24 protein-coding genes are annotated in these 25832 nt (G+C 61.2%); 10 read left to right on the forward strand and 14 right to left on the reverse strand.

What is annotated here, in order from left to right:
• Positions 1-22: 22 nt before the first annotated feature.
• A complete protein-coding gene (locus BSG19_RS06905; protein ID WP_092986224.1) occupies positions 23-1243 on the forward strand; it encodes an adenylate/guanylate cyclase domain-containing protein in 1221 nt (406 codons plus the stop codon).
• 129 nt (positions 1244-1372) lie between these two features.
• A complete protein-coding gene (locus tag BSG19_RS06910; RefSeq protein ID WP_244529123.1) occupies positions 1373-2434 on the forward strand; it encodes a polysaccharide pyruvyl transferase family protein in 1062 nt (353 codons plus the stop codon).
• A gap of 35 nt (positions 2435-2469) precedes the next feature.
• Here the strand turns inward: BSG19_RS06910 and BSG19_RS06915 are convergent, their stop codons facing one another.
• From BSG19_RS06915 to BSG19_RS06935, 5 genes are all read right to left on the reverse strand, one after another.
• The gene (locus BSG19_RS06915; RefSeq protein ID WP_092986226.1) at positions 2470-3144 is read right to left on the reverse strand and encodes a hypothetical protein; all 675 of its coding nucleotides are present in this window, start codon (positions 3142-3144) and stop codon (positions 2470-2472) included.
• A 31-nt stretch (positions 3145-3175) separates the two neighbouring features.
• Complete coding sequence (locus tag BSG19_RS06920) at positions 3176-4495, reverse strand: glycosyltransferase family 4 protein (protein ID WP_244529124.1); 1320 nt, start codon at positions 4493-4495, stop codon at positions 3176-3178.
• A gap of 120 nt (positions 4496-4615) precedes the next feature.
• The gene (locus BSG19_RS06925) at positions 4616-5884 is read right to left on the reverse strand and encodes a capsular polysaccharide export protein, LipB/KpsS family (RefSeq protein ID WP_244529125.1); all 1269 of its coding nucleotides are present in this window, start codon (positions 5882-5884) and stop codon (positions 4616-4618) included.
• Between the two features lie 74 nt (positions 5885-5958).
• Complete coding sequence (locus BSG19_RS06930) at positions 5959-6684, reverse strand: P-loop NTPase family protein (protein WP_092986230.1); 726 nt, start codon at positions 6682-6684, stop codon at positions 5959-5961.
• Positions 6681-7862, reverse strand: a complete 1182-nt coding sequence (locus tag BSG19_RS06935; RefSeq protein WP_092986232.1) for a glycosyltransferase family 4 protein — start codon at positions 7860-7862, stop codon at positions 6681-6683. The genes BSG19_RS06930 and BSG19_RS06935 overlap by 4 nt, the downstream gene beginning before the upstream one ends.
• 254 nt (positions 7863-8116) lie before the next feature.
• Here BSG19_RS06935 and BSG19_RS06940 point away from each other — a divergent pair, with 254 nt between their 5' ends.
• The 6 genes from BSG19_RS06940 to BSG19_RS06965 all read left to right on the forward strand — a co-directional run bounded on the left by BSG19_RS06940 (position 8117) and on the right by BSG19_RS06965 (position 15145).
• Entirely contained in the window at positions 8117-9154 is a 1038-nt protein-coding gene (locus BSG19_RS06940; protein WP_244529126.1) for a polysaccharide pyruvyl transferase family protein, read from the forward strand.
• Positions 9155-9230: 76 nt separating this feature from the next.
• The gene (locus tag BSG19_RS06945; protein ID WP_092987257.1) at positions 9231-10211 is read left to right on the forward strand and encodes a polysaccharide pyruvyl transferase family protein; all 981 of its coding nucleotides are present in this window, start codon (positions 9231-9233) and stop codon (positions 10209-10211) included.
• A 159-nt stretch (positions 10212-10370) separates the two neighbouring features.
• Positions 10371-11528 carry a polysaccharide biosynthesis/export family protein gene (locus BSG19_RS06950; protein ID WP_092986234.1) on the forward strand — a complete coding sequence of 386 codons (1158 nt, stop codon included), beginning with the start codon at positions 10371-10373 and terminating at the stop codon, positions 11526-11528.
• Positions 11529-11690: 162 nt separating this feature from the next.
• On the forward strand, positions 11691-12995 hold the full coding sequence (locus BSG19_RS06955) for a KpsE/RkpR family capsule polysaccharide export protein (RefSeq protein WP_092986236.1): 1305 nt from the start codon (positions 11691-11693) through the stop codon (positions 12993-12995).
• Positions 12996-13019: 24 nt separating this feature from the next.
• Complete coding sequence (locus tag BSG19_RS06960) at positions 13020-13814, forward strand: ABC transporter permease (protein ID WP_244529127.1); 795 nt, start codon at positions 13020-13022, stop codon at positions 13812-13814.
• Positions 13815-13891: 77 nt separating this feature from the next.
• Positions 13892-15145 carry an aminopeptidase gene (locus tag BSG19_RS06965; protein WP_092987263.1) on the forward strand — a complete coding sequence of 418 codons (1254 nt, stop codon included), beginning with the start codon at positions 13892-13894 and terminating at the stop codon, positions 15143-15145.
• 49 nt (positions 15146-15194) lie between these two features.
• Here BSG19_RS06965 and hemW read toward each other — a convergent pair whose 3' ends face one another.
• The 4 genes from hemW to rph form a co-directional block, all read right to left on the reverse strand.
• Entirely contained in the window at positions 15195-16370 is a 1176-nt protein-coding gene (hemW, locus tag BSG19_RS06970; RefSeq protein WP_092986238.1) for a radical SAM family heme chaperone HemW, read from the reverse strand.
• Positions 16371-16375: 5 nt separating this feature from the next.
• Positions 16376-17023 (reverse strand): RdgB/HAM1 family non-canonical purine NTP pyrophosphatase, encoded by a 648-nt coding sequence (gene rdgB, locus BSG19_RS06975; protein ID WP_092986240.1) that lies wholly within the window; start codon positions 17021-17023, stop codon positions 16376-16378.
• Between the two features lie 120 nt (positions 17024-17143).
• Positions 17144-17569: a VOC family protein gene (locus BSG19_RS06980; RefSeq protein ID WP_092986242.1), complete on the reverse strand. Its 426-nt coding sequence runs from the start codon at positions 17567-17569 to the stop codon at positions 17144-17146.
• Positions 17570-17585: 16 nt separating this feature from the next.
• The gene (gene rph, locus BSG19_RS06985; protein ID WP_092986244.1) at positions 17586-18302 is read right to left on the reverse strand and encodes a ribonuclease PH; all 717 of its coding nucleotides are present in this window, start codon (positions 18300-18302) and stop codon (positions 17586-17588) included.
• 204 nt (positions 18303-18506) lie between these two features.
• On the opposite strand from rph, the gene hrcA reads away from it, so the two are divergent.
• Both hrcA and grpE read left to right on the forward strand, forming a co-directional pair.
• Positions 18507-19568, forward strand: a complete 1062-nt coding sequence (hrcA, locus tag BSG19_RS06990) for a heat-inducible transcriptional repressor HrcA (RefSeq protein WP_092987268.1) — start codon at positions 18507-18509, stop codon at positions 19566-19568.
• 116 nt (positions 19569-19684) lie between these two features.
• Positions 19685-20320, forward strand: a complete 636-nt coding sequence (gene grpE, locus BSG19_RS06995) for a nucleotide exchange factor GrpE (protein ID WP_092986246.1) — start codon at positions 19685-19687, stop codon at positions 20318-20320.
• A gap of 75 nt (positions 20321-20395) precedes the next feature.
• On the opposite strand, the gene BSG19_RS07000 is transcribed toward grpE, so the two are convergent.
• The 5 genes from BSG19_RS07000 to rpoN all read right to left on the reverse strand — a co-directional run bounded on the left by BSG19_RS07000 (position 20396) and on the right by rpoN (position 25626).
• Positions 20396-21634 (reverse strand): D-arabinono-1,4-lactone oxidase, encoded by a 1239-nt coding sequence (locus BSG19_RS07000; protein ID WP_210185385.1) that lies wholly within the window; start codon positions 21632-21634, stop codon positions 20396-20398.
• Positions 21635-21657: 23 nt separating this feature from the next.
• Positions 21658-22437, reverse strand: coding sequence for an SDR family NAD(P)-dependent oxidoreductase (locus BSG19_RS07005; RefSeq protein ID WP_092986250.1), 780 nt, complete (start codon positions 22435-22437; stop codon positions 21658-21660).
• Positions 22438-22546: 109 nt separating this feature from the next.
• Positions 22547-23011, reverse strand: a complete 465-nt coding sequence (ptsN, locus tag BSG19_RS07010; RefSeq protein ID WP_092931760.1) for a PTS IIA-like nitrogen regulatory protein PtsN — start codon at positions 23009-23011, stop codon at positions 22547-22549.
• 259 nt (positions 23012-23270) lie between these two features.
• Positions 23271-23843: a ribosome hibernation-promoting factor, HPF/YfiA family gene (raiA, locus tag BSG19_RS07015; RefSeq protein ID WP_092986252.1), complete on the reverse strand. Its 573-nt coding sequence runs from the start codon at positions 23841-23843 to the stop codon at positions 23271-23273.
• A 241-nt stretch (positions 23844-24084) separates the two neighbouring features.
• Positions 24085-25626 carry an RNA polymerase factor sigma-54 gene (gene rpoN / locus BSG19_RS07020; protein ID WP_092986254.1) on the reverse strand — a complete coding sequence of 514 codons (1542 nt, stop codon included), beginning with the start codon at positions 25624-25626 and terminating at the stop codon, positions 24085-24087.
• Positions 25627-25832: the final 206 nt, after the last annotated feature.

Consider the following 25832-nt stretch of genomic DNA (forward strand, 5'->3'; position numbering starts at 1 on the left):
ACGGGTACAGGGAGTGGCGGACATGGACGCAAGCGAAATCGCACGCATCTCCGCATGGCTGACGACACAGGGCCTCAAGGGCTCCGACGAGATGGAGATCATGCGCGGCTTCTGCGAGCATCTGCGCGATGCCGGGCTGCCGCTCGACAGGGGGCTTGCACTCATCGACACCCTCCATCCGGTCTATGAAGGGCGCGCTTTCCAGTGGGACAGCCGCGAGCCGGGCAAGGGCATGTTCGAATACGGTCCGACGAACGAGGGCGTTTCGGAGGAGAACTGGAAGCGATCGCCGTTCTATCACCTGCGTGAAACCAACGGCAACGAACTGCGCCGCCGGATCGGCTTTGGAGATCCCACCGATTTCTATGCGCTGGACACCTTGCTGGCGGCGGGTCATCGCGACTACATCGCCATGATCCACCGGTTCTCGCCGGACACGCATATCGGCGACATGGACTGCTTCTATTCGCACTGGACGACCGCGGACGAGGGCGGCTTCTCGGATCAGGGTGTCGATGCGCTGCGCTCACTGGTTCCCGTCCTCGCGCTTGCCATCAAGGCAGGATCGCTCAATCGCGTGACGCGCACGATTGCAGAAGTCTATCTCGGCGAAGATGCTGCAAGCCATGTGCTGGAAGGCCGTATCACCCGGGGGAAGGCCGAGCGCATATCCGCCGTGCTCTGGTTTTCCGATTTGCAGAACTACACCCGTATCACCGAGAGTCTCGCGCCGGACGAGATCATTCCGTTTCTCAACGACTATGCCGATGCCGTCATCACCTCGATCCACGAGGCCGGCGGAAACGTGCTGAAGCTGATCGGCGACGGCACGCTCGCGATCTTCAAGGCGGAAGAGCGAGAGGATGCCTGTCGCCGTGCACTGGATGCCGAGCGACGTCTGCGGGGCAAGCTCGCCGACCTCAACGCACGTCGCGCCATGGAAGGCCGTCCGACCACGGAAGTCTATCTCGGACTGCACATCGGGGATGTTTTCTATGGCAATATCGGCAGCGCCGATCGCCTCGATTTCACGGTCATCGGGCCCGCTGTCAACGAGGTCAGCCGCATTGCGTCCCTCTGCCGCTTCGTCGATCGCACGGTCGTCATGTCTTCCCCCTTCGTGGCCGCCGCACCGCCGCCCGGCGACAGGGAGGTGGTGTCCATCGGCCGCTACGCGCTGCGGGGCGTGAAGCTCGCGCAGGAGCTTTTCACGCTCATGCCGGTGCCGGAAGCGGACGCCTGAACGACACGAGGGGGCGACAACCGAAGGTTCCGGCATCCGGAACCTCCGCAGGAAGCCTTCCGATTTCCACCCTATTCGTTACATAGAATCCGCCGAACCATCGAGGTTCGGAACAGGAAAGGTCGATAGATGAAGATGAACAGGCTTGCCGAGCAGGTCCGCCAGACAGGCTCCGTGCCGCTCTCCTGGGCGGGTTCGACGATGGCGATGGATTACCTCAACATCGGCGATGCTCTGAGCCCCGTCATGGTGGCGCTCCTGAGCGGCCGGCCGGTCCATCGGGTCCCCTCCCGCTCGAAGACCATGCGCATGGCCTGCGTCGGCACGATCGCGCATGGTTTCGCCGATGGCGAAGCCTGGTTCTGGGGCACGGGATCCTCGCGCTGGACCAATCCGTCTGCGGCGAAGGACGAGCTGATCCCGTTCCGGCCCTCGGCCGAATCGACGTTCCATGTCACGGCGACGCGCGGTCCCCTGTCGGAAGCCCTGATCACCGGCGTGGCCGAGGGGTCGGTCGGGGTTTATGGCGATCCCGTCTGGCTGCTGCCGCGGTTCTATGCGCCGCCCGCCGAGAAGACGTGGAAACTCGGTGTCATCGTCCACTTGTCGGAACTGTCCGATCGCGATCCCGAAGCACATCTCAAGGAAACTCTGCTGCGTTATAGAATACCGGAAGCGTTCGCGCCGCATATCCGCCTGATCAACACGGTCACATCGATCGAGATGAATGCGATGAAGGCGCGGATCGATGATATCCTTGCCTGCGAACGCATCGTCTCCACCAGCCTGCACGGCATGGTGTTTGCCGAAAGCTACAACATTCCCTGCCTGCACTTCGCGACCCATGGCCCGGTGAAGGGGCTGCACACGCGAACGCTGGATGGCACCTGCGATCTCGACGCCCGCGTTGTCGACCTGTATCGTGGCCTCGGCCTCACCGAACTGCCGGTCTATGCCTGGCCGCATGCGGAGCCGACCGACTGGGACGATCTCATCTCGGCCATCGACCGCGCCTGGACGCCGAAGGCATTCGACGCAGAGGCCCTGATCGCGGCCTTCCCGCTCGATGTGGAGCCTCTGGAAGCCCGCCCGGGCGAAACCATCTGGGATCACCCGGTGCTTCAGGGACTGGTGCTGCAGCACGACGTGAAGGAACTCAACCTGGCGGACAGGCTGCGCAACAAGGCGTGAACGCCGGAGAGCATCCAGCAAGGTGACGTCTGGCGTCAGCGCCCCTTGCTGGTCTCGATCAGCGTGAGAACGAGAGCAGACAGCAGCGCCAGAGGTGGGGTCGGCGCCGTCTGTGGTTTCGAGCTCTGCGCCGGCGAAAGCCCGACCTTGCCCACCGGCTGATCGCTGGCATTGATGCCGCTATTGCCGAGCGTCCACCAGCCGTCGCGCAGGATACGCTCCAGAATGAATGTGATGACGTCGAGCGACCGGGACGGAGATCCTGGCGGCAGGATATCGGCGGCTGTCGGATTGCGCTCGTTCATGACGGAATAATAGATCCGCTTCAGGTCGTCATCGATATCGTCGGAGCCTTCGGTGGCCGTATTGACCTTCTGGCGCAACCGCCGCAGGTCGGCAACCGTTACAGGTTCACCGCCCGCCACCTTCAGCACTTCATTTGCGAAGGCTTCGGGATCGGCGTTGGCCGAGGAGAGAAGGTCGCCGAGGGGTGAGCCGGGGGTTGCCTGGCGATTGCGGATGACCTTGGCTGCTCCGCGTATGCCTTCGCGGAAAGCCTCGCGACGAACGCTCTCTTCGCCACCGCGCACTGCATCGAGAGCCGCTGCCATATCGAGGAGAACGGCCGAGATCTCCGGGCTGGCGCCGGAAATTGCCGTCTCGCGCGCACGTGCCACGAGACCGTCCAGCCGAGCCTTTTCGTCACTCATCGCTGTTCTTTCGTATCCACTGCATCAAGGGTTACTTCAATCTGGTGTAGAGCGAATCGAGCCGCTCTGCATAGCGCTCCGGCGAAAACAATTTCGCTCTTTCAAGGCCTTCCGCCTCGTAATATCGCATCAGGGCATCGTCATGGGCGACATCGCGAATGGCCTGTGCGATCGCATTGACGTCATAAGGATCGACCACGATGGCGCTGTCGCCGGCAATCTCCGGATTGGCGCCCTCGCTGCCGGTGATGACAGCCGTTCCCAGCTGCATGGCTTCGAGGATCGGCAGGCCGAATCCTTCGTACAGCGAAGGAAAGACGACAGAACGCGCACAACGGATCAACGACGTCAGCAGGCTCAGCGGCAGATATTCGAGACGCATGATCGAGGAGGAGCGCGTTATGTGACCCACCGTCGGGTCGTACACGTCCGTCTTCTTGCCGCCGCCGGGAACGCCCAGCAGCCTGAGGTCATTGGCGTTCTTCCAGACCAGTTGTCCGACGATGACGAGGGGATAGCTGACCTGGCTTGCCAGATAGGCCTCGATGATCCGCCCGATATTCTTCTTGGGCTCGATGGCGCCGAAAAACAGGAAGAATTTCTTGTGCTCCAGCCCGAAGATCGAAGCAACCTCGTTGCGCACCTCGTCCTCGTCGCGGTTGAGGATATGGCTCGGCAGGTTGACGGCCTGATAGGTGTTGGTCACGCGGCGTTCATCGACGCCAAGCAGTTCGATGATATCGCGCTTGGAGACTTCCGAGACCGTAACGATGTGATCGGCCTTGTCGGCGATGGTGCGGACGGTCTTCAGGAACTCGCGTTTGTTGTCGAGGGTCGCATAGGGCAGGCGCAGCGGCACGAGATCGTGGATCGTGTAGATGTTCGCCGCGTCTTTCAGCTTGATCGGCAGGGGATACGTCCAGTGGGCGATGTCTGCCGCCTGATCGTAGCTCGTCTGCATGAACCGGCCGTAGGTGCGGAAGTGCCAGCGCGAAATCGTATAGAGGTTGCGGAAGTTGAAGATGCGCTCATGCTTCGGCAGTCCGCCCGGCACATGCCGCGCAATGACCTTGCCCGTAATCGGGACCTGACGCGCCGTGGTCCCGAGCGGCGATGTCGCCAGCCGCTTGATGACCTCCGTCGGCTTCAGCGCACGCGTCGACGGATCGAAGAAACCGACTTCCGAAAGAAGAGGGTTTTTCCCGACCGACGCGCGAACGCCGTAGAGAAGGTCGATGGGATAGCCGAGTTCGGATAGGTGCCCGCTGAGATTGCGGGCATAGGTGGCGATGCCCGTCCCCTTTTCCAGGGCAAGATTGTAACCGTCGATCATCACGCGGGGCTTGGTCATCGAATGCTTATCGTCCTGTCTTCGTCCCCTCTTAAGTGATGCGGCAATAAGCCTGTCTCTTTGAGGGGAGATGTGTCTTTAAGGATGGGAAGACCGCGTCCTGAAGCGAAACTGCGTTGGCTATCTAGGCGATTGACCTTCCGGAAGCAACCGGAAGGGTGCATCGCTCTGTTGGCCCGGCCTTTCATCGAAAGGATAAAGGAGACGTCCAATGGTGCGGAAGGCGCGTTCGGGCCGCTCGCGGAAGAAGTCGATCGGGTAATGCCGGTAGTAATCTGCGTCTTCGGACGTCGCTATCCGCCGGACGGCAGCGGCGACGATCGGAGTCAGCGCGTGGCGCCAACCCAGAACTCCGTAGGGACCGGAGGCCTGCCACGAAAGTGGTTTCCGATAGGAGAAGGCCGGCGCGGCAGGGCGACGGAGATCGCCGATGACCGCCTCGAACGTCGTCGTCTCGCCCGTCCGCGGTTCGAAATACCGGGGATATAACAGATAGGTCGCGGCGAAAACCTGCTCGACGGTCAGGCGGCGCTGCCTGCGCGCCGTCGTCTGCCGATCGTCCGTCAGTCCCCATCCGGCATAGAAGGGTAGCCCCAGGACGGTCACCGGCAGCCGCCGCAGCAGCGCTTCGAACCCGGCAAGGGAGGTCATGGTGTACACATGGTCGATCGTTTCGAAAGCGCGCGCCATGGGAATGCGGTCCGTCAGAACGGTGCATATGCGCGCAAGTTCGGACAGGTCCGCCGAAGAGCTTCGAACGCCGCTCAGCACGTCCGGGTGAGGCTTGTAGATGACTTCGGCATCCGGGTTTTCGGCAACCGCCTGCCGCACCATGTCCTCGTTGGTCACGGGCCGCGGGCAGCCGAAGCGGATCGAGGCATCGCCATCAACCTGGCCCAGCGCGAGCACGCGCCGCTTGCGCTTTGGCCCGTATGGCAAGGCGACCTCACGCGCGGGTGCATTGTACTTGCTGATCCCCGTCGAAAGAAGCAGCGCCATCCCCTGATGCGCCCGCTCCATCAGGGCAGGGTCACCGTCGAAGTCGTAACGGAGCAGCAGGTCTTCGAGATCGGAGGCGGTCCGGCTGTCGAAATAGGCGGTCTGCCTGTCCACGATCAGCGACAGCGGTGGCGTGCGACCGGCATGCGGTACGGCCGAGCGGATGAAGCCATCCTCCACGACATGGACGGGGATCGCGTTGCGACGTGCGAATGCCTGAACCGTCTCCGGCAGGTTCAGGCTCCAGACGAAAATCTCGGGCGAAGTTGAGAGATCGATCCGGTCCAGCCAATCCGCCCGAAGCTGCGTCTCGTTCAGGAAGAAGGGAACGAAGACAAAGGTGCGCTCTGGAAAATAACGGCGCAGCACCTCCCGCTTCCAGGCCTGCATGTGAAATGCATAGGTGAGAACCGGCTGTCTGATGGTGCCGGTTTTACCCGTCCTCCGTGGGTCTGCGGCCGGTCTCATCCGGGGTTGATCACGGACGTATCGTCGCTGCTCTCGTCGATGCCTTCGATATCGCCGGCGCCGAACTTCAGGCGATCCTCGCCGATGGCGGCAATGGCATCGTCGGTGCTGTCCATTGGCGTAATTTTCATGCGGTCAATGGTGAAGAATTCATTGCAATAGCGGCGCAGCAGGACCGGTGACGACGTGAAGATCAGGAAACCCGATGTCTGCATCCTCTCCTCGACCAGCTCTACACACCGCTCGCGGAACGCACCGCGGCCGCCCAGCAGCGTCTCGTCGACGATATAGGTCTCGAACGGAATCGCATAGGCCGAGGTGAACAGCAGGCGCGTGCGTTCGTCGCGGTTCAGCAGCTTCATCGGCTTGTCGATCGCCTTGCCCACCTCGGCAAAGTCGATCACGAAACGGATGATCGGCAGGGGATCGAAGCCGAAGACGCGGCAGAGGAAGGCCAGGTTTTCGCGTCCGGTCAGCGCATTGTTGAACACACCGCCTCCGGCGACCGGAAAGGAAACGAGAGATTCTCGCCGCACGCTGCCCATATCGGGACGAAGCTTGCCCGTTGTCAGCTGCACGCTGGTCGTCTTTCCGCCGCCGGGCGGAGACAAAATTCCGGTAATCTTGTCGCCGGGGAACACCGCACTGGCATCTTCCAGCACTTTGGTCTTCTCGTTTTTCTGACGAAGCGTCTTGTGCACATTCTTGAAGGTAACGCTCACGTCTGGTCTTCCGTCTCGTTTGTGGCGCTTTCCCCGCTTCGGGCAAGGATCTCGCGCATCCATCCCAAGCCGTCGATCGGGTTGAGAAAGACAGTATCCGAAGGCGCTATCTCGTGGAACACCGGAATGTCCGACACGATGGCGGGAACGCCGAGGGCTCCCGCTTCGAGAAGCGGAATGCCGAGCCCTTCCGCAAAGGAGGGAAAGAGCAGAGCTCTCGCACCCTTGAGCAGCAGTTGAACCTCGTGATCGCCGAGATCGCCGAACTCCACCACATGCTCTTGGATCGTCGGTGACCGCTCCAGCATGTCGATGACGTTCTCGTTTTCCCATCCGCGCTTGCCGATGATGCAGAGACGCGGCATCTGCTTCTGGTCCGCCATCATGCGCCAGATCTCGAGCAGGAGAAGATGGTTTTTTCTGGGTTCGATGGTACCCAGCGTCACGAAATAAGGACGTACATCCTCGATCACGGCGCGAACGGAGGGGTCTACCGGCGCCGAAGCGGCTGAACCGAATGTCAGAGTCGGAATGATCACCTGCGTACCCGAAAGCGTCATATCGTGTGCCGAGGCATGGGCCTGCATCCGCGATGCCGTGTCCCTGGAATTTGCGACGACCTGCACCGGCGCATCGAAAAGCTCATCGAGATAGGCGACGAACTGCTTATAGGTCTGCGGACGCTGATATTCCGGAAAATCGATCGGAATGAGATCGTGTATATAAACGACCCTCTTCATCTCCGCCTTCGGATCAAGCCGCTTCATGCCACCCTTCACCTTGCCCAGGCCGGAATGGGAGGCGACGACATAGGTCGTCTGCTGGTTGATGATCGAGCGGGGAAAGCGATGCGCCACGCGATCGACGAAGGGCATGACGGAGAGCCGCCAATCGTCACTCTTCCCCATGTGTTCACTGGAACTGCCGTTCCATACGGCATCCAGATGGCTGAGGACGGCACGGCCGAGGGAATGCTCGAGCCGGCAGATGCCGTGAATGCCTGCGTGCAGGAAATGGCAATCTGCACCGAAGCGCGCGACAAGATCGAGCCCTATGGCCAGATCGATGCGATCGACGCCGGTGCCGAACGGCTTGTGGCGACTGCGAACCAGTCGCGAAAGATCGAAGAGCACACTCGGCGTCTCGATCGTCAGCGGCGTCATGGAAAGGCGGTACATGAAATCTCGTCAGACGTTGCGGATACGCGCCCGCCGGGGCGCAAAGCCGGCATGGGAAGCACGGAATCACCCCGCAAGGATGGGCTTACTCGCGCCACTTTCGCACACTAATCGCCTATGGTATACGCTCGCCTCAAGGGCCCAGGCGATACCGGGCGGCCGGTAAGCCCAATTCAGTAAAGCCGCGATGGTGGAATTTGTCTCAAGAACTTATTGATATTGTTAAAGCGGAGGGCAGTATTCCGCTCTCTTGGGTGACCACGACCGGTAAGGAATCCTATCTCAACCTCGGTGATGCCCTGTCGGCCGTTATCGTTTCGATGATGTCGGGTCTACCGGTGTATCACATGGCTGCCAAATCCCAAGCCACGCGATTGGCGGCGGTCGGAACGATCGGTCACATGTTTGCGGGCGGTGACGTCTCGTTCTGGGGAACGGGCACGTCTCCCAACCTCAATCCGCATCAGGGCGACAAGCCGAAGATTGCCTATCAGACGCCTGCGGATACCCGGATCACGACCTATGCGACGCGCGGCCCCTTCAGTCGCCGCCTTCTGGCGCCTGATGCGGAAGGGGCTGGCGTGTTCGGCGATCCGCTCTGGCTGCTGCCGCGTTTTCACACCGCACCGGTCGAAAAGACCTGCGAACTCGGCGTTATCCTGCATCTGTCCGAGCTGGAGGACCGCGCCTACGAGGCGCACCCCAAGCCCGAATCGCTGCGCCACCAGGTATCGGACGCCGACCGCTCGAGCGTTCGCCTGATCAATACGGTGACCCCGATATCCGTTGGCGCGCTGCGCGAACGGCTCGACGAGATTCTGTCCTGCAAGCGTATCGTTTCCACCAGCCTCCACGGCATGGTCTTCGCGGAATCCTACGGCATTCCCTGTCTTTACTTTTCTCCCCGCGCGGCACAGGCCGGGCTCGGGAAGATCGATCTGAAGGAGGAGGAGGGGCTCGACCTCCGCTTTGTCGATCTTTATCAGGGGATCGGCCAGGAAAGTCTCGATGTCTGGTACCAGCCGCGCCGCGCGGCAACGGACTGGGATGCACTGATTGGGGCGATCGACGATATCTGGTACCCCAAGACGTTTACCGGAGAGGACCTGATCGACGCCTTTCCCTTGCCCCGGAATATGCTCGACAAGGGCCCGACGGGCAGCGCCTTCGATCATCCTCTGATTGCTTCGCTTCCCATGGAGCGTCATCGGCCGCCAACCGAAGGCGTGCCGCCATCGCGCGGCTGGCTTTCGAAACTGGCGGCCCATGCCCGTGGCCTGAGCGGAGTTTGACGTGCCCCTGAAAGCAGCAAAAAGACTTTTCCGTCGTTCCGTCTCACCCGACAGATCGCCAGCTTCCGGCGCCTTGGTGACAAGCGACCGCGGCGTGGCCGAAGCCGTGCGTCTCTCCTGGGTCTGGACGACGGATCGGCATCCCGATGCCAATCTGGGCGATGCCCTGAGCGCGGTGGTCGTTTCCGTCATGTCCGGCCTGCGTATCGAACCGGCGGCCTTCGATCAGTCGAAGGAAAGACTGGCAGCCGTCGGCACCATAGGGCACGCCCAGCAGGGCGCGCGCGTGCATCTTTGGGGCACGGGGTTCGACCTGAACCGCGGACCCTCCGGCGCGCTTGCGCCTTACGCCGTGCCGCCGACAACGGAACTCGTCGTGCACGCGGTTCGCGGGCGCCAAACGGCTGCCGGTCTGCGGGCTCTGGGTCTGGATGTGCCGAATGTCTTTGGCGACCCCGTCTGGTTTCTGCCGCGTATCTTTCCCTTTCCAGATCTTGCGAAGCGGCATGAGTTGGGCGTCATCGTCCATATCTCGGAGCTTGATGAGGCGACGGCGGCTGCGACCGTCAAGGCTCAACTGACACGGTATGCCATTCCGCCGGAGCTGGCCGACGACATTACGATCATCAATACGTACACGGATGCGGGCATGGAAGGTTTCGAACGCAAGGTTCGCGAGATTGCCGCCTGCCGCCGGATTCTCTCCACCAGTCTTCACGGTTTGGTCATAGCTGAAACCTACAACATTCCTTGCGCCTGGTTCTCGACCGGTCGCGGAGAGGCTGCAGCCTTGCCTTTCGACGGCCCGCAGCCGATCGATCATCGCATGATCGACTTTTATGGCGGTGCCGATCGCGAGACCGTGCTGAGCTATCTTCAGCCTTTGATGGAACCAACCGACTGGGCCGACGCCATCGGCTTTATTGATCGAAACTGGAAGGGACTGACCTATACCGGAGAGGCTTTGTTCAAGGCGTTTCCGCTTCGCAAAGCCGTCAAATTCAAGGATTCCGTGTGGACCTGTCCGCCCGAGATCCTCAAGTCCAACCGATACTGAACGCTGGCACTGTGCCCTTTTTGCAGATGCCGGTTTGTTTTTGTTCGGTACGGCTTTGAAGTCATTGTTTACCAGTTGGTGTTGAGATAACCAAAACGACGCCGCTATTTCGGGGGAGCAGATCATCCTTATCGGAAGGATCTGCGCTTGAGGGTGCCCATGCCGTTCTTGACCAAATTCACCAGTTTGTCGCTGGCCGCTATCTGCCTGACCACCACGTCCTGCACGGTCATGCCGAGCTCCGGACCAAGCTCCGGGCAGATTCTTCAGGAAGCCAAGGATAGCTATTCTCCTTATACGGTCATTCCCGTCACGCCGGGCATCGTGTCGCTTCTCTCCACCAGCCTCGACACGCAGCTCGCCGAAACCTTGGGAAACACGCGTAAGCGCAGCTCGTCGATCATCGGTGTCGGCGATACCGTCGTCGTTTCCATCTGGGAAGCCTCGCCTGACGGGCTCTTCTCCGGCGGCTCCGCCAGGGGCGGCGGAACGCAGATACCGGAACAGCCGGTTTCCGAATCCGGCACGATCTCCGTTCCCTATGCCGGCACCGTGCAGGCTGCCAACCGCACTCCGCAGCAGGTCAAGGCCGCCATCGAGAACGCGCTTGCGCGCATCGCCATCCAGCCGCAGGTTCTCGTCAGCGTCGTCAAGAACGTTTCCAACACGGTGACCGTAACGGGCGAAGTCGCCAGCAGTGGCCGTATCGCTCTGTCTCCGCGTGGCGAAAAATTGCTCGACGTCATCGCCATGGCTGGCGGACCGCGTATCGAATCCCACCAGCTCTCCGTCCAGATCACGCGTGGACGCAGGACAGAAACCGTGCCGATGGAGCGGCTGATCTCGGACCCGAGCGAAAACATCTACGTCCAGTCGGATGACGTGATCGCACTCATCCGTCAGCCGCGCAGCTTCACCGTGTTCGGTGCCGCGACGGCCAATGCCTCCATCCAGTTCGACGAATCGCAGCTCTTCCTCAACCAGGCACTTGCCAAGGTCGGCGGTCTGAACGACGAGCGGGCCAATGCGCGCGGCGTCTTCATCTACCGCACGGAGCCGACCTCGCTCGTGCAGCGGATGGTGCCGGGTAAGGTTGCATCGTCCGGGGCGACGACCAATGTCATCTACCAGATCGACCTGAAGGACCCGAACGGCTTCTTCCTTCTCAAGGGCTTCAGCCTGCGAAACCGTGACCTGATCTATATTGCCAACTCGTCGCTCGCAGAAGTGCGCAAGTTCGCAACGCTGGTCAGTTCGACCGCTGCGCCCGTGGCGCAGGCAGCGTCTGTCGGCAGCACGCTGAACAACTTCAAGTAGCAGATAAGAGAAGGTATTGTTGCGCCGCAATAATGCCTTCATCTTCGGGCAAAAGTTGCCTCTGGACAGGATCGCAACGCATCGTCGCGGCGATCTTCCGAATGGCTGTAAGGCATGGTATACATGCTGCGAACCAGGCCGAAGACCCCTTCAGGAGTGCCAATGAGCGACGCGTCCAAGACCGCGAGAGCCGACAAGCTGAAATCACGGCAGGAAGATGGCGCACTTGTTCTGAGGCTGGATGAGGTTCGACCGAACCGCCAGGTGGCGATGCCGAAGCGCATGCCTGACCTGCCGGCAAAGCCGACAAAACCGGTTCGGAAGACGACGGTTACGTATAAATCCGAAAAGATGACCGGCTTCGTCACAAAGGCGAAGAGTGGCTTTTCGGGCGCCAAGCTCGCTTTTCTTCTCCTCGTCATCGTACCAACCGTCATCGGCGGTATCTACTACGCCGCTTTCGCGTCTCCGCGCTATGTTTCCGAATTTCGCTTCTCCGTCCGTCCGGGCGAGGGGGGAACTGGCTCAAGCGCTGCAGAACTCGCCCTGACGATGTCAAACAGTTACATCGTGTCGGATTACGCGATGAGCCGCGACGCTGTGGAATCGCTTGAAAAGGAAGTCGGGTTGCGGGAAATCTACTCCCGTCCAGACGTCGATTTTCTGTCACGTCTCAGCTCCGACGTCTCTCTCGAAGGTCTGGTCAGATACTGGAACAACCGGCTGTCGACCAGCTACGACCTGACCACAGGCATCAATACGATCGAAGTCGCGGCATTCTCGCCGCAGGACGCGTTCCGTATCTCGACGGCGCTGAAGGAGCTCTGCGAAAAGCTGGTCAACGATTTATCCGAAAAGGCGCGTCAGGCTCAACTTGCTTTCGCCAAGGCTGAGCTCGATCGCTCCGAGGCCCGGCTGACGAATGTACGCAGCCAGGAAACTGAATTGCGGACCGGTCAGAAGAGCATCGACGCTCGCAAGGAGGCCGACGGCAAGATCCAGTTGATCACCAAGCTGCACGGCAGCCTCGCGGACCTTCAGGCTCAGTACACGGCGCTCGGCAGCTATATGGACGCCAAGTCCCCGCGTCTGACCGTGCTGAAATCCCAGATCAATGCGACGCAGCAGGAACTCGATCGTCTCCAGTCCCAGGTTCGGTCTACGGGCGACAATGGCTCGAACACCGCCATGTTGGCAGATGCTCAGTTGATGACGCAGTATGACAAGATCCAGAGCGATCTCGACATCGCGACGAAGCTCTACACATCGTCGCTGACCAACTACGAAAATGCACGGATGCTCGCCAGCAACAACCAGATCTACCTTGCAACCTATGTCCAGCCAGGGATGGCGCAGATTGCGGCCTATCCAAAGGTGGTTTTCGACACATTCCTCGTGTTCCTCTCGGCGCTCGGTCTCTGGATTGTTATGACTCTCGTCTATTACAGCATCAGAGACCACGCGTAGTTTGGCGCGACGGGAGAGCTGCCAATGAGCATGGGTGTTATTCCTGTCGGCGTCTCGCGACAGATCCGTATCGTCAGTGCATTGACGATACGAGAGGTTCGCCTGCGCAACAGCAAGCACGCGTTCGGTCAGCTCTTCGATCTGCTGGAGGCGATTGTCTTCATCGTCATCCACTGGGCAATCTTCACGTTTATGCACAGGCATCTGCTCATCGGAGACAGCTTGCTCCTGTTTATTAGTACAGGCATTCTGCCTGTTCTGTTTTTTCGCACGATTAGCATCAAAACCGCTTCAGCGCTGGAAGCCGCCAAGTCGGTCACCAGCATCCCGTATGTCGAGGCGATGGATTATGCCTTGGCACGCGGTTTCGTGGAGCTTCTTTCTTTCACGATGATGTTCGGGCTGGGTTTTGTGATGATTTACGCGCTGGGGTTATCCCGGTTCGCTATCCCTTACGATTTCACGCCTGTCATCGTCTGCATATTGATGCTGACCGTCTTTTCGTTCGGGATCGGCCTCGTCAACTCATTCATCACGTTCCTCTTCCATCCGTGGAAGTTGTTCTGGGGCTTCTTTTCCCGCGTTCAGATTTTCTTGAGCGCTGTGTTTTTCATTCCCGAATACATGCCACCCGAATTGCGGAACATCGTCGCCTATAACCCGATGATGCACTTCGTTTCGCTGTTCCGCACTGGATTCTATCCGACCTATCCGACCCATCTCCTTTCCGTAACCTATATCGCTTGCTGGACGGTGGGCCTGCTCATTGTTGGCCTCGCTTTGGAGCGGGCCCTTCGAAACCACCGCGCGGGTCACTGATCCCCCTCTATGCCTCTTCAAATCGGCGCTCTCATGCCCTAACTTCGAACCTCGTTTCCCAGTGAAAGATGTTCGACATGCCAGCACCTGCGACAGACACTCAGCCCATCGACGCCCGGAAACTCGAAAAGCTCGCCGAAGTGGCCGTCAGGATCGGCCTCGGTCTGGAGCGGGGCCAGGATCTGGTCATCACGGCGCCGATTGCGGCTTTGCCGATGGTCCGATTGATCACGAAGCACGCTTATCTCGCCGGTGCCGGCCTCGTCACGACATTCTATTCCGATGAGGAAAGCACGCTGGCACGCTACGAGCATGCGCCTGACGAAAGCTTCGATCGCGCAAGCAACTGGCTCTATGAAGGTATGGCGAAGGCCTATGCCGGCAATGCGGCGCGGCTGGCGATCTCCGGAGACAATCCCATGCTGCTGGCCGCTCAGGATCCGTCGAAGGTCGCGCGGGCGAACAAGGCGATGTCGATGGCCTACAAGCCGGCGCTGGAGAAGATCTCGAACTTTGACATCAACTGGAACATCGTCTCCTACCCAAATCCCTCCTGGGCCAGGCAGATGTTTCCCGACGATCCAGAGAACGTGGCTGTCGAAAAACTGGCCAACGCCATCTTCGCGGCATCGCGTGTCGATGTCGAGGATCCGGTCGCCGCGTGGACGGAGCACAACGCCAACCTGCGCAAGCGCTCGACCTGGCTGAACGGCGAACATTTTTCGGCACTCCACTTCACGGGACCGGGAACGGATCTCACTGTCGGTCTGGCTGACGGGCATGAGTGGCACGGCGGCGCATCGATGGCGAAAAACGGCATCATCTGCAATCCCAATATCCCGACGGAAGAGGTCTTCACCACGCCCCATGCACTGCGCGTCGAAGGTCACGTTTCCAGCACGAAGCCGCTATCGCATCAGGGGACGCTGATCGATGACATACAGGTGCGTTTCGAGGCTGGCCGGATTGTCGAAGCCAAGGCGTCCAGGGGCGAATCGGTTCTGAACAAGGTGCTGGATACGGACGAAGGCGCCCGGCGTCTGGGCGAGGTTGCCCTCGTGCCGCATTCGTCGCCGATTTCCGCCAGCGGCATCCTGTTCTACAACACGCTTTTTGACGAGAATGCGTCGTGCCATATCGCGCTCGGCCAGTGCTACTCGAAATGCTTCATCGACGGTGCCTCCCTCAGTCAGGAGCAGATCGCGGCTCAGGGGGGTAATTCCAGCCTCATCCACATCGACTGGATGATTGGTTCCGACAAGGTCGATATCGACGGGATTCGGGACGATGGCACGAAGGTGCCGGTGATGCGCGGCGGCGAGTGGGCCTGAGTGTCTGGCGACCGGCCTCAGGGCCGGTCACCACTGCGGGATGCCTTGCTTAGCAGGCGAGGTCGGCGACCACGGCGTCGAGGATCAGCATCCCCGATGGCGTGCAGCGGAGCCGGGAATTGCCGATCCGCTCGATAAAGCCGTGCTCGATCAGAAAGCGTTCCTTCTCCGGATCAGGCGGCCGGCCGGACAGCGCTTCCCAGCGCACAAGGTCAATACCCTCCTTGAGGCGCAGCCCCATCAGCAGCAGTTCGTCGGACTGCTCGTCATAACCCAGCACCTCCTGATCGATCATCCCGTGACCATTGGCCTCGACCAGATCGAGCCAGGTCTCCGGCTTGCGCTCGGTTGCCGTCGCGAGCTTCTCCCGGCCGATGGTCAAGCGCCCATGGGCGCCGGGGCCGATGCCGGCATAATCGCCGTAGCGCCAATAGGTAAGGTTGTGGCGACTTTCTGCACCGGGCACCGCATGGTTGGAAACCTCGTAGGCAGGCATGCCGATCGAAGCCGTGATGTCCTGTGTCGCCTCGTAAAGAAGCGCGGACTGGTCACCGTCGGGCACGACAAGCTTGCCGGCCTTGTGTAGGCCGAAGAAGGGCGTGCCCTCCTCGATCGTCAACTGGTAGAGCGAGAGATGGTCGACGGCATAGGAGACGGCCTGCTTCAGCTCCGCTTCCCACTCCTCGACGGTCTGGTTCGGCCGGGCATAGATCAGGTCGAAGGACATACGCGGAAAGATATCGCGCGCAAGACCTATCGCCTTCAGCGCATCTTCCACATTGTGAAGCCGCCCGAGGAACTTGAGGTCGCGGTCGTTCAGCGCCTGAACGCCGAGGGACACGCGGTTGACGCCCGCGGCGCGATAGCCGCGAAACCGGGTCGCCTCCACGCTCGATGGGTTGGCTTCCAGCGTGATCTCGATGCCGTCAGGCACATGCCAGAAGCGCGCTATGCCGTTCATGATGGCGTCCACCGTCGCCGGATCCATCAGCGAAGGGGTGCCGCCGCCAAGAAAGATGCTGGTCACGGTGCGCGGTCCCGACAGCCGCCGCGCTTCCTCCATCTCTTTTAGAAAAGCGGAGACGTAGCGTGCCTGATCGACACCCTGATGCCGCACATGGCTGTTGAAGTCGCAATAAGGGCACTTCGCCGCGCAGAACGGCCAATGCACGTAGACCCCGAAACCGGGGTCCGTCTTGTCGCCGATAAAGGAGAAATCAGCCATATCCGTCAGGCGCCGAGGCAGGTCTCGGCAAACACCTTGAAGGCGCGGGCGCGATGCGAGAGGGCGTCAGCATCGCCCGGCTTCCAGCCGTGCTTTTCGTCCGCGCTCATTTCGCCGAACGTCCGTTCATGGCCCTCAGGCTGGAAGATAGGGTCATAGCCGAAACCTTGGCTGCCGCGTGGGGGCCAGACAACGGTGCCCTCGACTTCGCCGCGGAAGAGTTCCACATGGCCATCCGGCCAGGCAAGGCAGAGCACGGACACGAAGCGGGCGGAACGTGTTGCCGGCGTCGCCGCGCCGACCTCTTGCAGGGCCGTTTCCACCTTGTGCATGGCCATTGCAAAGTCGCGCGTACCATCGGCGGTTTCGGCCCAGTTGGCCGTGTAAACGCCGGGATCGCCACCGAGTGCGTCCACGACCAGCCCGGAATCGTCCGACAGGGCCGGCAGGCCAGAGGCCTGTGCGGAGGCCAGTGCCTTGATGGTCGCATTCTCCTCGAACGTCGTTCCGGTCTCGTCCGGTTCGATGAAGTTCAGGTCGGCGGCGGATTTGGCGGAAAAGCCGAGCGGGCCGATCAGGTCGCGAATTTCGCGGATCTTGCCGGCATTATGGCTGGCGACGATCAGGGTCTTGTCGTCAAGCGTGCGTGTCATCATGGGTCTCGAAAGGTCAACCGGAGGGCGTTGAGACGCCGCGGAAACATGGGCTCGGTAAATATGGGTCGTCCGATCCGCAAACGCGATCGGTCGGCGGACGGCATGGAGAAGAACAGTTCAGTCGATGGACCAGAGGCCCGGTTCGGCGCATTCCAGGCTGTTGCCGGCCGGGTCGCGAAAATAAAAGGATCTCGCGCCCGTCGGCCAGGTGATGTCACTTTCGATCATCACGCCATCCGCCGCAAGTCTCTCCCGCAGGGATGTCAGATTGTCGCGCGATACGCGGAAGCAGGCATGGCCGGGACCGGTCGCCCCGTGAACGGGGACAGGCAGGGCAGAGCCTTCGGCCGGCTTCAGCGTCTCCGTCGGATTGAAGATCAGGAGAACGCCCTGCCCGCAGCGAAAGAACAGGTGGCGGCCATCGACGCGGGCGATGCGCTCCAGTCCGAGCACATCGCCGTAGAAGCGATCGGCCGCATCCAGATCCGCTGCATACAGTGCCGTTTCCAGAACACCTTCGAGAACCCGCGTCCTATCCGACACCGTCCGCCTCCGTCTTTTAAGCGATCGTCTGCTTCTGCAAGGCGACCAGTTCCGAGATGCCGTTCTTCGCCAGCCCCATGAGGCTTGCGAATTCCGCTTCCGAGAAGGGTTTGCCTTCGGCCGTACCCTGAATTTCCACGATTCCGCCGGAGCCGGTCATGACGAAGTTTGCATCCGTCTCGGCGGCGCTGTCTTCGAGATAGTCGAGATCGATCACGGTCTGGTCGGCGAAGATGCCACAGGAAATGGCCGCGACATGATCTTTCAATACGCGCTCGACCTTCGTCATGTTGCGCGCTTCCATCCACTTCAGGCAGTCGTGCAGCGCGATCCATGCGCCGGTGATGGACGCCGTGCGAGTGCCGCCATCGGCCTGGATCACGTCGCAGTCGAGCGAGATCTGGCGCTCGCCAAGGGCCTGCAGATCGACGACCGAGCGGAGCGAGCGGCCGATGAGGCGCTGGATCTCCTGCGTGCGGCCGCTCTGCTTGCCGGTTGCGGCTTCGCGCTTCATGCGGTCGCCGGTCGCGCGCGGCAGCATGCCGTATTCCGCGGTCACCCAGCCCTTGCCGCTGTTGCGCAGCCATGGTGGCGTTTTTTCCTCAAGGCTCGCGGTGCACAGCACATGGGTATCGCCGAACTTGACGAGACAGGAGCCTTCGGCATGCTTGGAGACGTTGCGCTCGAAGGTGACCTTGCGCATCTGATCTGTTTTTCTTCCGGACGGCCGCATCGGGGACTCCTTGGGTCTTCAGTTGCGTGCCTTCTAGCCTATGTTGCCGCGCAAAGGAAATGCGGGGCGTAAAATAGGACTGTCAAAGTCGTGCGGCGGCGCGCGAAAGCCAATTTTCCCTTTGTCGTTCCGCCGGCCTCTCCCTATATTTCAGCCATGGCACAAAAGGAAAGATCCGCCGAAACGGCGGCGCTGACATCGGCAATGCGCGACAGGCTCTCGGCTCTCGACGAGCGCTCCGGCGAGGTCTTCCGTCGCATCGTCGAAAGCTATCTCGACAGCGGCGAGCCGCTGGGCTCCCGCAGCCTGTCGCGCCTTCTGCCGATGTCGCTGTCGCCGGCATCCGTGCGCAACGTGATGAGCGATCTCGAGGATCTCGGGCTGATCTATTCCCCACACGTCAGCGCCGGGCGCTTGCCGACGCAGATCGGGCTTCGCTTCTTTGTCGACGCCTTCATGCAGGTCGGTAATCTCTCTGCCGAAGATCGCGCCTCGATCGACCGTCAGGTGAGGCGGAGCGACCGGGATCAGCCCGTGGAGCAATTGTTCAACGAAGCAAGCCAGGTTCTGTCCGGCATGTCGCGCGGGGCGGGCCTTGTCATCACGGCAAAGAACGACCCTGTCCTCAAGCATGTCGAGTTCATGCGTCTTGCTCCGACAAAGGCATTGGCCGTGCTGGTCGGCGAGCACGATCAGGTGGAAAACCGGATCATCGAGCTTCCCGCGGGCGTCACGAGTTCGCAGCTGACGGAGGCTGCGAATTTCCTGAACGCGCATTTGGCCGGCCAGACGCTCGCCGAGGTGCGCGGGCAGTTGCAGAAGGTCAAGGAAACCGTGCGGACCGAGCTCGACGTTCTGTCGCAGGATCTGGTCGAGCGCGGTCTTGCTAGCTGGTCCGGCGGCGATGCCGACGACAAGAACCCGACGCAGCTGATCGTTCGCGGCCGCGCCAATCTTCTCGAAGGTCTGGCTGGCGCTGAGGATATCGATCGCCTGCGCATGCTGTTTGATGACCTTGAGAAGAAGGACAGCATGATCGAGCTTCTCAGTCTCGCGGAGACGGGGCCGGGTGTGCGGATCTTCATCGGGTCGGAGAACAAGCTGTTCTCGCTTTCCGGCTCGTCCCTGATCGTTGCGCCCTACAGGGATGGCGACGACAGGATCATCGGTGCTGTCGGCGTTATCGGCCCGACGCGGCTGAATTACGCGCGGATCGTTCCCATGGTGGACTATACGGCTCAGCTCATGTCACGTCTTTCACGATAGCCGGACCCGATGATGCCCGGGACGGCGGGTCGTCGGGCGCAACACCCTTGATTTTTGGCGCCCGAACCTCGATATCGGCATCAAATTCCCGAAACGATCTTGAATGCGGAGACGTCATGACCGACGAAACGAACAAACACGGTGCCGAAGCCAGCAAGCCGGCGGAAGATATCGTCACGCCGGCCGAGGCAGATGTGCAAGACATGTTTGAAGACGCCGATGAGGCGGCGCAGGCCGAATCCGAAGAGCTGGAGGCCGCAAAGGCGGAAGCGGCAGATTTCCGCGACCGATACATGCGGCTCGCCGCCGATATGGACAATCTGCGCCGTCGCACGGAGCGCGAGGTCAAGGACGCCAAGTCCTACTCCGTCGCCGGTTTTGCCCGCGACATGCTGGCCGTCTCAGACAATCTCCGGCGCGCGCTGGATGCTATTCCCGCAGACGTGCGGGCCGGCGCCGATGCGGGCCTCAGCACTCTGATCGAAGGTGTCGAGCTGACCGAGCGCTCCATGCTGTCGGCGCTTGAGCGCCACGGCGTTCGCAAGCTTGAGCCCGAAGGCCAGAAGTTCGATCCGAACTTCCATCAGGCGATGTTCGAGATCCCCAACCCTGACGTGCCTCACAACACGGTCGTTCAGGTCGTCCAGGCCGGCTTCACCATCGGCGAGCGCGTTCTGCGTCCTGCCATGGTCGGCGTCGCCAAGGGCGGACCGAAGGTTGCCGCTGCCGAAGGCGAAGCCTCGGCCAGCTGATGATCCACGGAGGCCGGGGAGGGGTGAACAACCTCTCCGGCTTCCAATCTGCCCGCGCTCCTTGCCCTGGTGCGTTTACCCGAACAGCTGCCGAAGGTGGTCGTTGAGAAACACGCCACCGGGATCGAGCTTCTCCCGTAGGGCCTTGAAGTCGCCGGCTTTGGGATAGAGTTCCGTCACGTCATCGCCTGTCAGAAAGTGCAGCTTTCCCCAGTGCGGCCGCGAGCCGAACTGCCGCAGGATGGCATCGACGTCCGAAAGATACGCCCAGTAGTCGGTTCCGGGCTCGCCGGAGACGGAGAGGGTGATCGAATCCTGTTCGAAGAACGGGCTGATCCAGCCGGGATCGCCAGCCGTGAAGCGATATTCGATCGGATAGATGCATGTCGGGTGTTTGGTGAGCATCAGCTCGCGCACCGCCCGGCAGGCCTCCTTGCCGTGTTGCACGGGCACGGCATATTCCAGCTCGTGGAAATTCGGCACATATTCGATCGGATAGATTTCCGAGGAATAGGCGATCTTCTCGAATCCCCGTTCCATCGGTTCCGCGTTCGTGATGTCGATGACCTTCATCTCGCAGACGTCGGAAACGCTTTGCGTGGTCGAGACCGGTGCGGTGTCCGGCAGGCAGTAGCAGTGCCGGCTCTCCGGCACAGGGCACCAGAAGAAGCCGAAATGCCGATGCCGGGCGGCGAGGTCGTCATGTTGCTCCATGCATTCGTCGAAGGTGCAGCGCCAGAGCGTCTCGTGCAGGCGGTAGCTGTCCATGGCCTGCAGAGTGATCTCCGAGATCACGCCCAGCATTCCGATAGAAACACGAGCAGCGTTCAGAAGGTCTGGATTGCTTTCGTCCGCGATCAGGATGCTGCCATCCGGCTGGACGATCCGCATGCCAACGATCTGCGACGCCATGTTGCCGAGCGTTGCACCGGTGCCATGCGTGCCGGTCGTAAGAGCGCCCGCCAGCGCTTGGCTGTCGATGTCGCCCTGGTTTATCAGCGAGAGGCCGTTCTCCTTCAGCACCTTGCCGAGCGCGTTGATGGTGGTTCCTGCCGAAACGGAGACGCGCTTGCGCTCCCGGTCGATACCCGTCACCCCCTGCATGCCCGACAGCGTCAGGTGGAGGCCGCTGGTGAGGGCTACGGGCGTGAAAGAGTGGCCGGAGCCGGCGCAGCGCACAGCCATTCCCTCTCCTGCTGCCGTCCGCACCATGTCCGAGAGTTCCGCCTCGCTGCCGGGTGCGCCACGGGCTCGCACCACGCAGGCCTGATTTCCGACCCAGTTGCGCCAGAGGCCACCGGTCTGTCTCGATATCGTCGTGTCCATGACGGGTCCTTTCAGACGGCGGTGAAGCCATTGTCGACGAAGAGATGCGTGCCGTTGATGAAGCTTGCCTCGTCGCTGGCGAGAAACAATGCGGCGCGCGCCACCTCGATCGGCTCGCAGAGGCGCCCTTGCTGCGCGGCGATGGCGGCATCCGAGACGTCGATTCCATACTTGGCGAGTCCGACCAGTTCGCGCTTGCCATGGTCGGTGGCGATGAAGCCCGGGCAGACGGCGTTGGAGCGGATGTTCCGGTCGCGGAATTCCACCGCGATGGCGCGGGCAAACATATGGCAGGCGCCCTTCGTCGTGTCGTAGAGCACCTCCATCGGCGTCGCGGCAACGGCTGATATCGATGAGGTCGAGACGATGCTGCCGCCGCCAGCCGCGATCATGCCCGGTAGCACGGCCTTGGTCATCAGGAACATGGAGCGGACGTTGACCGCCATCAGCCGGTCCCATTCGTCCTCCTCCGTTTCGAGAAACGGTCCGACGGCGAGGATGCCGGCATGATTGAAGAGAACGGTGATCGCTCCGAAAGCGGCCTCGACGGCTTTGACCGCCGCGGTGACGTCGCGTGAGACGGACACGTCGGCCGGCGCGAAGATCGCTTCACCACCGGCGGCACGAATGCCCGCAGCAACCTCTTCGCCGCGGCTCGACGGCAGATCGACGATGCCGACCTTAGCCCCTTCCCGAGCGAAGAGCTCCGACGCCGCAAGGCCGCAGCCGCCGGCACCGCCGCTGATGAGGGCAATCTTGCCCGCCAATCGTCCCGAACCCGTTCCGGCCATGCGCTCTCGTCTCCCGTTTGTCGAACGGGAGTATTCACCCGGAGCCGGGCGCTGTCGATATCAACGTGGAGGCAGGACGAAAAAGATCAGACCAAGCCTGCGTCGAACATCAGGCCGCGTTGGAGGTCTGGTCGTCGCTGAGGAATGTGTAGATGGCCGAGGCGGACTCGGTACCACGCAGGCGGGCGACCATGTCGGGATCGCGCAACACGCGTGCAATACGCGACAGCGCCTTCAGGTGGTCGGCACCAGCGCCTTCCGGAGCAAGCAGCAGGAAGACGAGGTCGACCGGTTGATCGTCCAGTGCCTCGAAATCCACGGGCGTTTCAAGCCGCGCGAAAATGCCGACGATGGCGGTAACGCCGGGAAGCTTGCCATGCGGAATGGCGATGCCATTACCGACACCCGTCGAGCCCAGCCGCTCGCGCTGCAGAATGACGTCGAAGATCTCGCGCTCGGGCAGGCCGGTCAGCTTGGAAGCCTTGATGGCCAGTTCCTGAAGCAATTGCTTCTTGGACTGGACCCGAACGCTCGGAAATATCGCATCTTGCTGCAGCAGACCTGCCAATGCCATGTTGTCTTACCTTGTTGACAGGGTCGCATCAGGCGGCACGACGTGCCGGCCCTGCGGCCCATTTCCCTCGATGCTCGACAGGCTTCTCCCCGTGCCTGCCGTTCACCGTCGATAACGAGGCGGCCGCTTCTCGCGCGCCGCCTCGCTTGTCATGACCGGCTGCCGTAAGACGAAATGTCCCGGGCTGGCGCGATCTCTGTTTCATGCTCCGTCCAGATCGCCGTGTCGTGGCGATCCGGAAGCGGCGCTTTGTGCTACGTCAGTTCTTCATGCTGGCGGCGTCGATCCAGCCGATATTCCCATCCGTCCGGCGATAGACGATGTTGAGTTCGTCATTGCCCGGATTGCGGAACATCAGCACCGGATTGTCCGTCATATCGAGCGCCATGACGGCATTCGCCACCGACATGGTCCGGATCTGCTTGGAGCTTTCCGCAACGATCGTCGGTGCGTAATCCTCCGGCAGTTCGTCCTCTTCGTCCGGCACGGAGTCCATCACGGTATAGGCGACTTCGAGGCCCGCATGACCACTGCCATTGTGGTGATCCTTCAGCCTGCGCTTGTACCGCCGAATGCGCTTTGCGATCCGTTCCGATGCCGCGTCGAATGCGGCCTGCGGCTCGGTCGCCTCGCCGTTCGCATGCAACGTAGCGCCCGTGTCGAGGTGGATCATGCAGTCCGCGCTGAAACGCGGTCCCGACTTCACCACCGTGACCTGGCTCGAATACCCTCCGTCAAAATACTTGGTGACCGCCTGAGCGATCTGGTCCTCGATTCGAAGACGAAAGCTCTCGCCGATTTCCATATGTTTACCGGATACACGCACACTCATGGAGTTTCCTCTCTTTCATGATTTGCGCATCCAGTTTATTCCAAGCGCCTTCTACCTCCAAGCCTTTCACGCAGCCGTTTTCACTTTGCATGTGATCGGCGATGTCAGGGGAGGGGAAAATGGAGCCCATCATTCATGACTGTCGGCGCGCCCTATAAGCGGGCTGCCGCTAAATGTCAATGAAAGCTTAACATCCGCTGCGTGTCGTCGGTGCTGCAGTGCACGCGGCTGATCTCTTCGGTCAGGCGGAAGCCTTTGCCATGGCGCGTTTTTCCCGCCGACGCTGCACGGACGAGGGGATATTCATCGCTTCACGATATTTTGCGACCGTCCGACGTGCGAGATCGACACCACCCTTCTTGAGGATCTCCACGATGTCGTCATCCGACAGCACGGCTTCCGGGCTCTCAAGGACGATCATGTTGCGGATACGGTGGCGAACAGACTCCGCCGAATGCCCGTCTCCACCCTCTGCCGAGCCGATCGAGACCGTGAAGAAATATTTCAGCTCGAACAGGCCGCGCGGCGTCAGCATATATTTATTGGAGGTGACGCGGCTGACGGTCGACTCGTGCATCTTGATCGCGTCGGCGATGGTCTTGAGGTTGAGCGGACGCAGGTGATCGACGCCGTTGACAAGGAAGGCGTCCTGCTGGCGGACGATTTCGGTTGCCACCTTCATGATGGTCTTGGCTCGCTGGTCGAGGCTTCGGGTCAGCCAGTTGGCGGTCTGGAGGCACTCGGACAGGAAGGCATGGTCGCCGCTGTTCTTCGGTGCATGCCGCGAAACCGTCGTGTAGTAGACCTGATTGACGAGCACCCGCGGCAGTGTCTCCGGGTTCAGTTCAACGGCCCATGTTCCGTCCGGCGCGGCGCGCACGACAATGTCCGGCACGATCGCCTCGCAGGGCGTCATCTCGAAGCTGGTGCCGGGCTTTGGATCGAGCTTGCGGATTTCGCCCAGCATATCGATCAGGTCTTCCTCGTCGACGCCGCAAAGCTTCTTCAGCGTCGCGAAATCCCGTCGGGCGAGCAGTTCGAGATTGCCGATAAGGGCCGACATCGCCGGATCAAGCCGGTTCTTCTGGCGCAGCTGGATCGCCAGACACTCGCTGAGGCTGCGGGCGAAGACACCGGGCGGATCGAACCGCTGCAGGGTGGCGAGCACCGCCTCGACATCGCATGCCGTGCAGCCGAGCCGGTCGGCCGTTTCGGCCATATCCGCATGCAGATAGCCCGCATCATCAAGCTGGTCGATCAGCGTTTGTGCGATCAGCCGGTCGCGGGCGCCGTGAATGCTGAGGATCAGCTGCTCGTTCAGGACGTCGCGCAAGGTCAGCCTGTTGGCGACGAAATCCTCAAGGTCGTAGCCGTCGCTGGTCTCCCCGTCTCCCCCGCCGGACATGGATTTCCACTGGCTGAGCAGCTCCGGCGCATCGGCGCGCTGCGGGGCTGTGTCGTCCGGGAAGACGTTTTCGAAACTGGCGTCGAGCGTCTCGCTCATACGCAGGGAATCGTCGCGCGTCGTGCCGTCATAGACGTCGGTCAGGCCGGAAAAATTGTCGGTCTCGCGGCTCTCGGTCGGCATGTCCTCGCGCAGTCCTTCGACCGGCTGGTCGGCTTCCGAGATGAATTCGAGGAGGGGGTTCTTCTCGACCTCCTGCTCGATGAACTGCGTCAGTTCGAAATGCGTCATCTGCAGCAGCTGGATCGACTGCATCAGCTGCGGCGTCATGGCCAGTGTCTGGGACTGGCGCAGATACAGGCTGGCCGAAAGTGCCATAAACGCAAAACTCCCCTACCGCAGACATCTCAAGACCGGAAACGGCCTTGTGACCTGTCTATCAGCTCAAAGCGATGAAGCCGTCTCGCCGTCGTGAAGGAGGTCGATCAGCGGTCCCGATATCCGGTGCACTGCTCGCTCTGACGCAAAATCTTGCCCTGCTCTCTAAACTGGCCCGAAAATTGCCTATTAAAAAGGTTTGGTCA

This window comes from Rhizobium sp. NFR03, from assembly GCF_900111275.1.
GTDB lineage: Bacteria > Pseudomonadota > Alphaproteobacteria > Rhizobiales > Rhizobiaceae > Ferranicluibacter.

Bases quoted from the DNA above. Each gene is read 5' to 3' on its own strand.
- BSG19_RS06905 (WP_092986224.1), top strand. From the start codon at position 23: ATGGACGCAAGCGAAATCGCACGCATCTCCGCATGGCTGACGACACAG.
- BSG19_RS06910 (WP_244529123.1), top strand. From the start codon at position 1,373: ATGAAGATGAACAGGCTTGCCGAGCAGGTCCGCCAGACAGGCTCCGTG.
- BSG19_RS06915 (WP_092986226.1), bottom strand. From the start codon at position 3,144: ATGAGTGACGAAAAGGCTCGGCTGGACGGTCTCGTGGCACGTGCGCGC.
- BSG19_RS06920 (WP_244529124.1), bottom strand. From the start codon at position 4,495: ATGACCAAGCCCCGCGTGATGATCGACGGTTACAATCTTGCCCTGGAA.
- BSG19_RS06925 (WP_244529125.1), bottom strand. From the start codon at position 5,884: ATGCAGGCCTGGAAGCGGGAGGTGCTGCGCCGTTATTTTCCAGAGCGC.
- BSG19_RS06935 (WP_092986232.1), bottom strand. From the start codon at position 7,862: ATGTACCGCCTTTCCATGACGCCGCTGACGATCGAGACGCCGAGTGTG.
- BSG19_RS06950 (WP_092986234.1), top strand. From the start codon at position 10,371: ATGCCGTTCTTGACCAAATTCACCAGTTTGTCGCTGGCCGCTATCTGC.
- BSG19_RS06955 (WP_092986236.1), top strand. From the start codon at position 11,691: ATGAGCGACGCGTCCAAGACCGCGAGAGCCGACAAGCTGAAATCACGG.
- BSG19_RS06960 (WP_244529127.1), top strand. From the start codon at position 13,020: ATGAGCATGGGTGTTATTCCTGTCGGCGTCTCGCGACAGATCCGTATC.
- BSG19_RS06965 (WP_092987263.1), top strand. From the start codon at position 13,892: ATGCCAGCACCTGCGACAGACACTCAGCCCATCGACGCCCGGAAACTC.
- hemW (WP_092986238.1), bottom strand. From the start codon at position 16,370: ATGGCTGATTTCTCCTTTATCGGCGACAAGACGGACCCCGGTTTCGGG.
- rdgB (WP_092986240.1), bottom strand. From the start codon at position 17,023: ATGACACGCACGCTTGACGACAAGACCCTGATCGTCGCCAGCCATAAT.
- rph (WP_092986244.1), bottom strand. From the start codon at position 18,302: ATGCGGCCGTCCGGAAGAAAAACAGATCAGATGCGCAAGGTCACCTTC.
- hrcA (WP_092987268.1), top strand. From the start codon at position 18,507: ATGCGCGACAGGCTCTCGGCTCTCGACGAGCGCTCCGGCGAGGTCTTC.
- grpE (WP_092986246.1), top strand. From the start codon at position 19,685: ATGACCGACGAAACGAACAAACACGGTGCCGAAGCCAGCAAGCCGGCG.
- BSG19_RS07005 (WP_092986250.1), bottom strand. From the start codon at position 22,437: ATGGCCGGAACGGGTTCGGGACGATTGGCGGGCAAGATTGCCCTCATC.
- ptsN (WP_092931760.1), bottom strand. From the start codon at position 23,011: ATGGCATTGGCAGGTCTGCTGCAGCAAGATGCGATATTTCCGAGCGTT.
- raiA (WP_092986252.1), bottom strand. From the start codon at position 23,843: ATGAGTGTGCGTGTATCCGGTAAACATATGGAAATCGGCGAGAGCTTT.
- rpoN (WP_092986254.1), bottom strand. From the start codon at position 25,626: ATGGCACTTTCGGCCAGCCTGTATCTGCGCCAGTCCCAGACACTGGCC.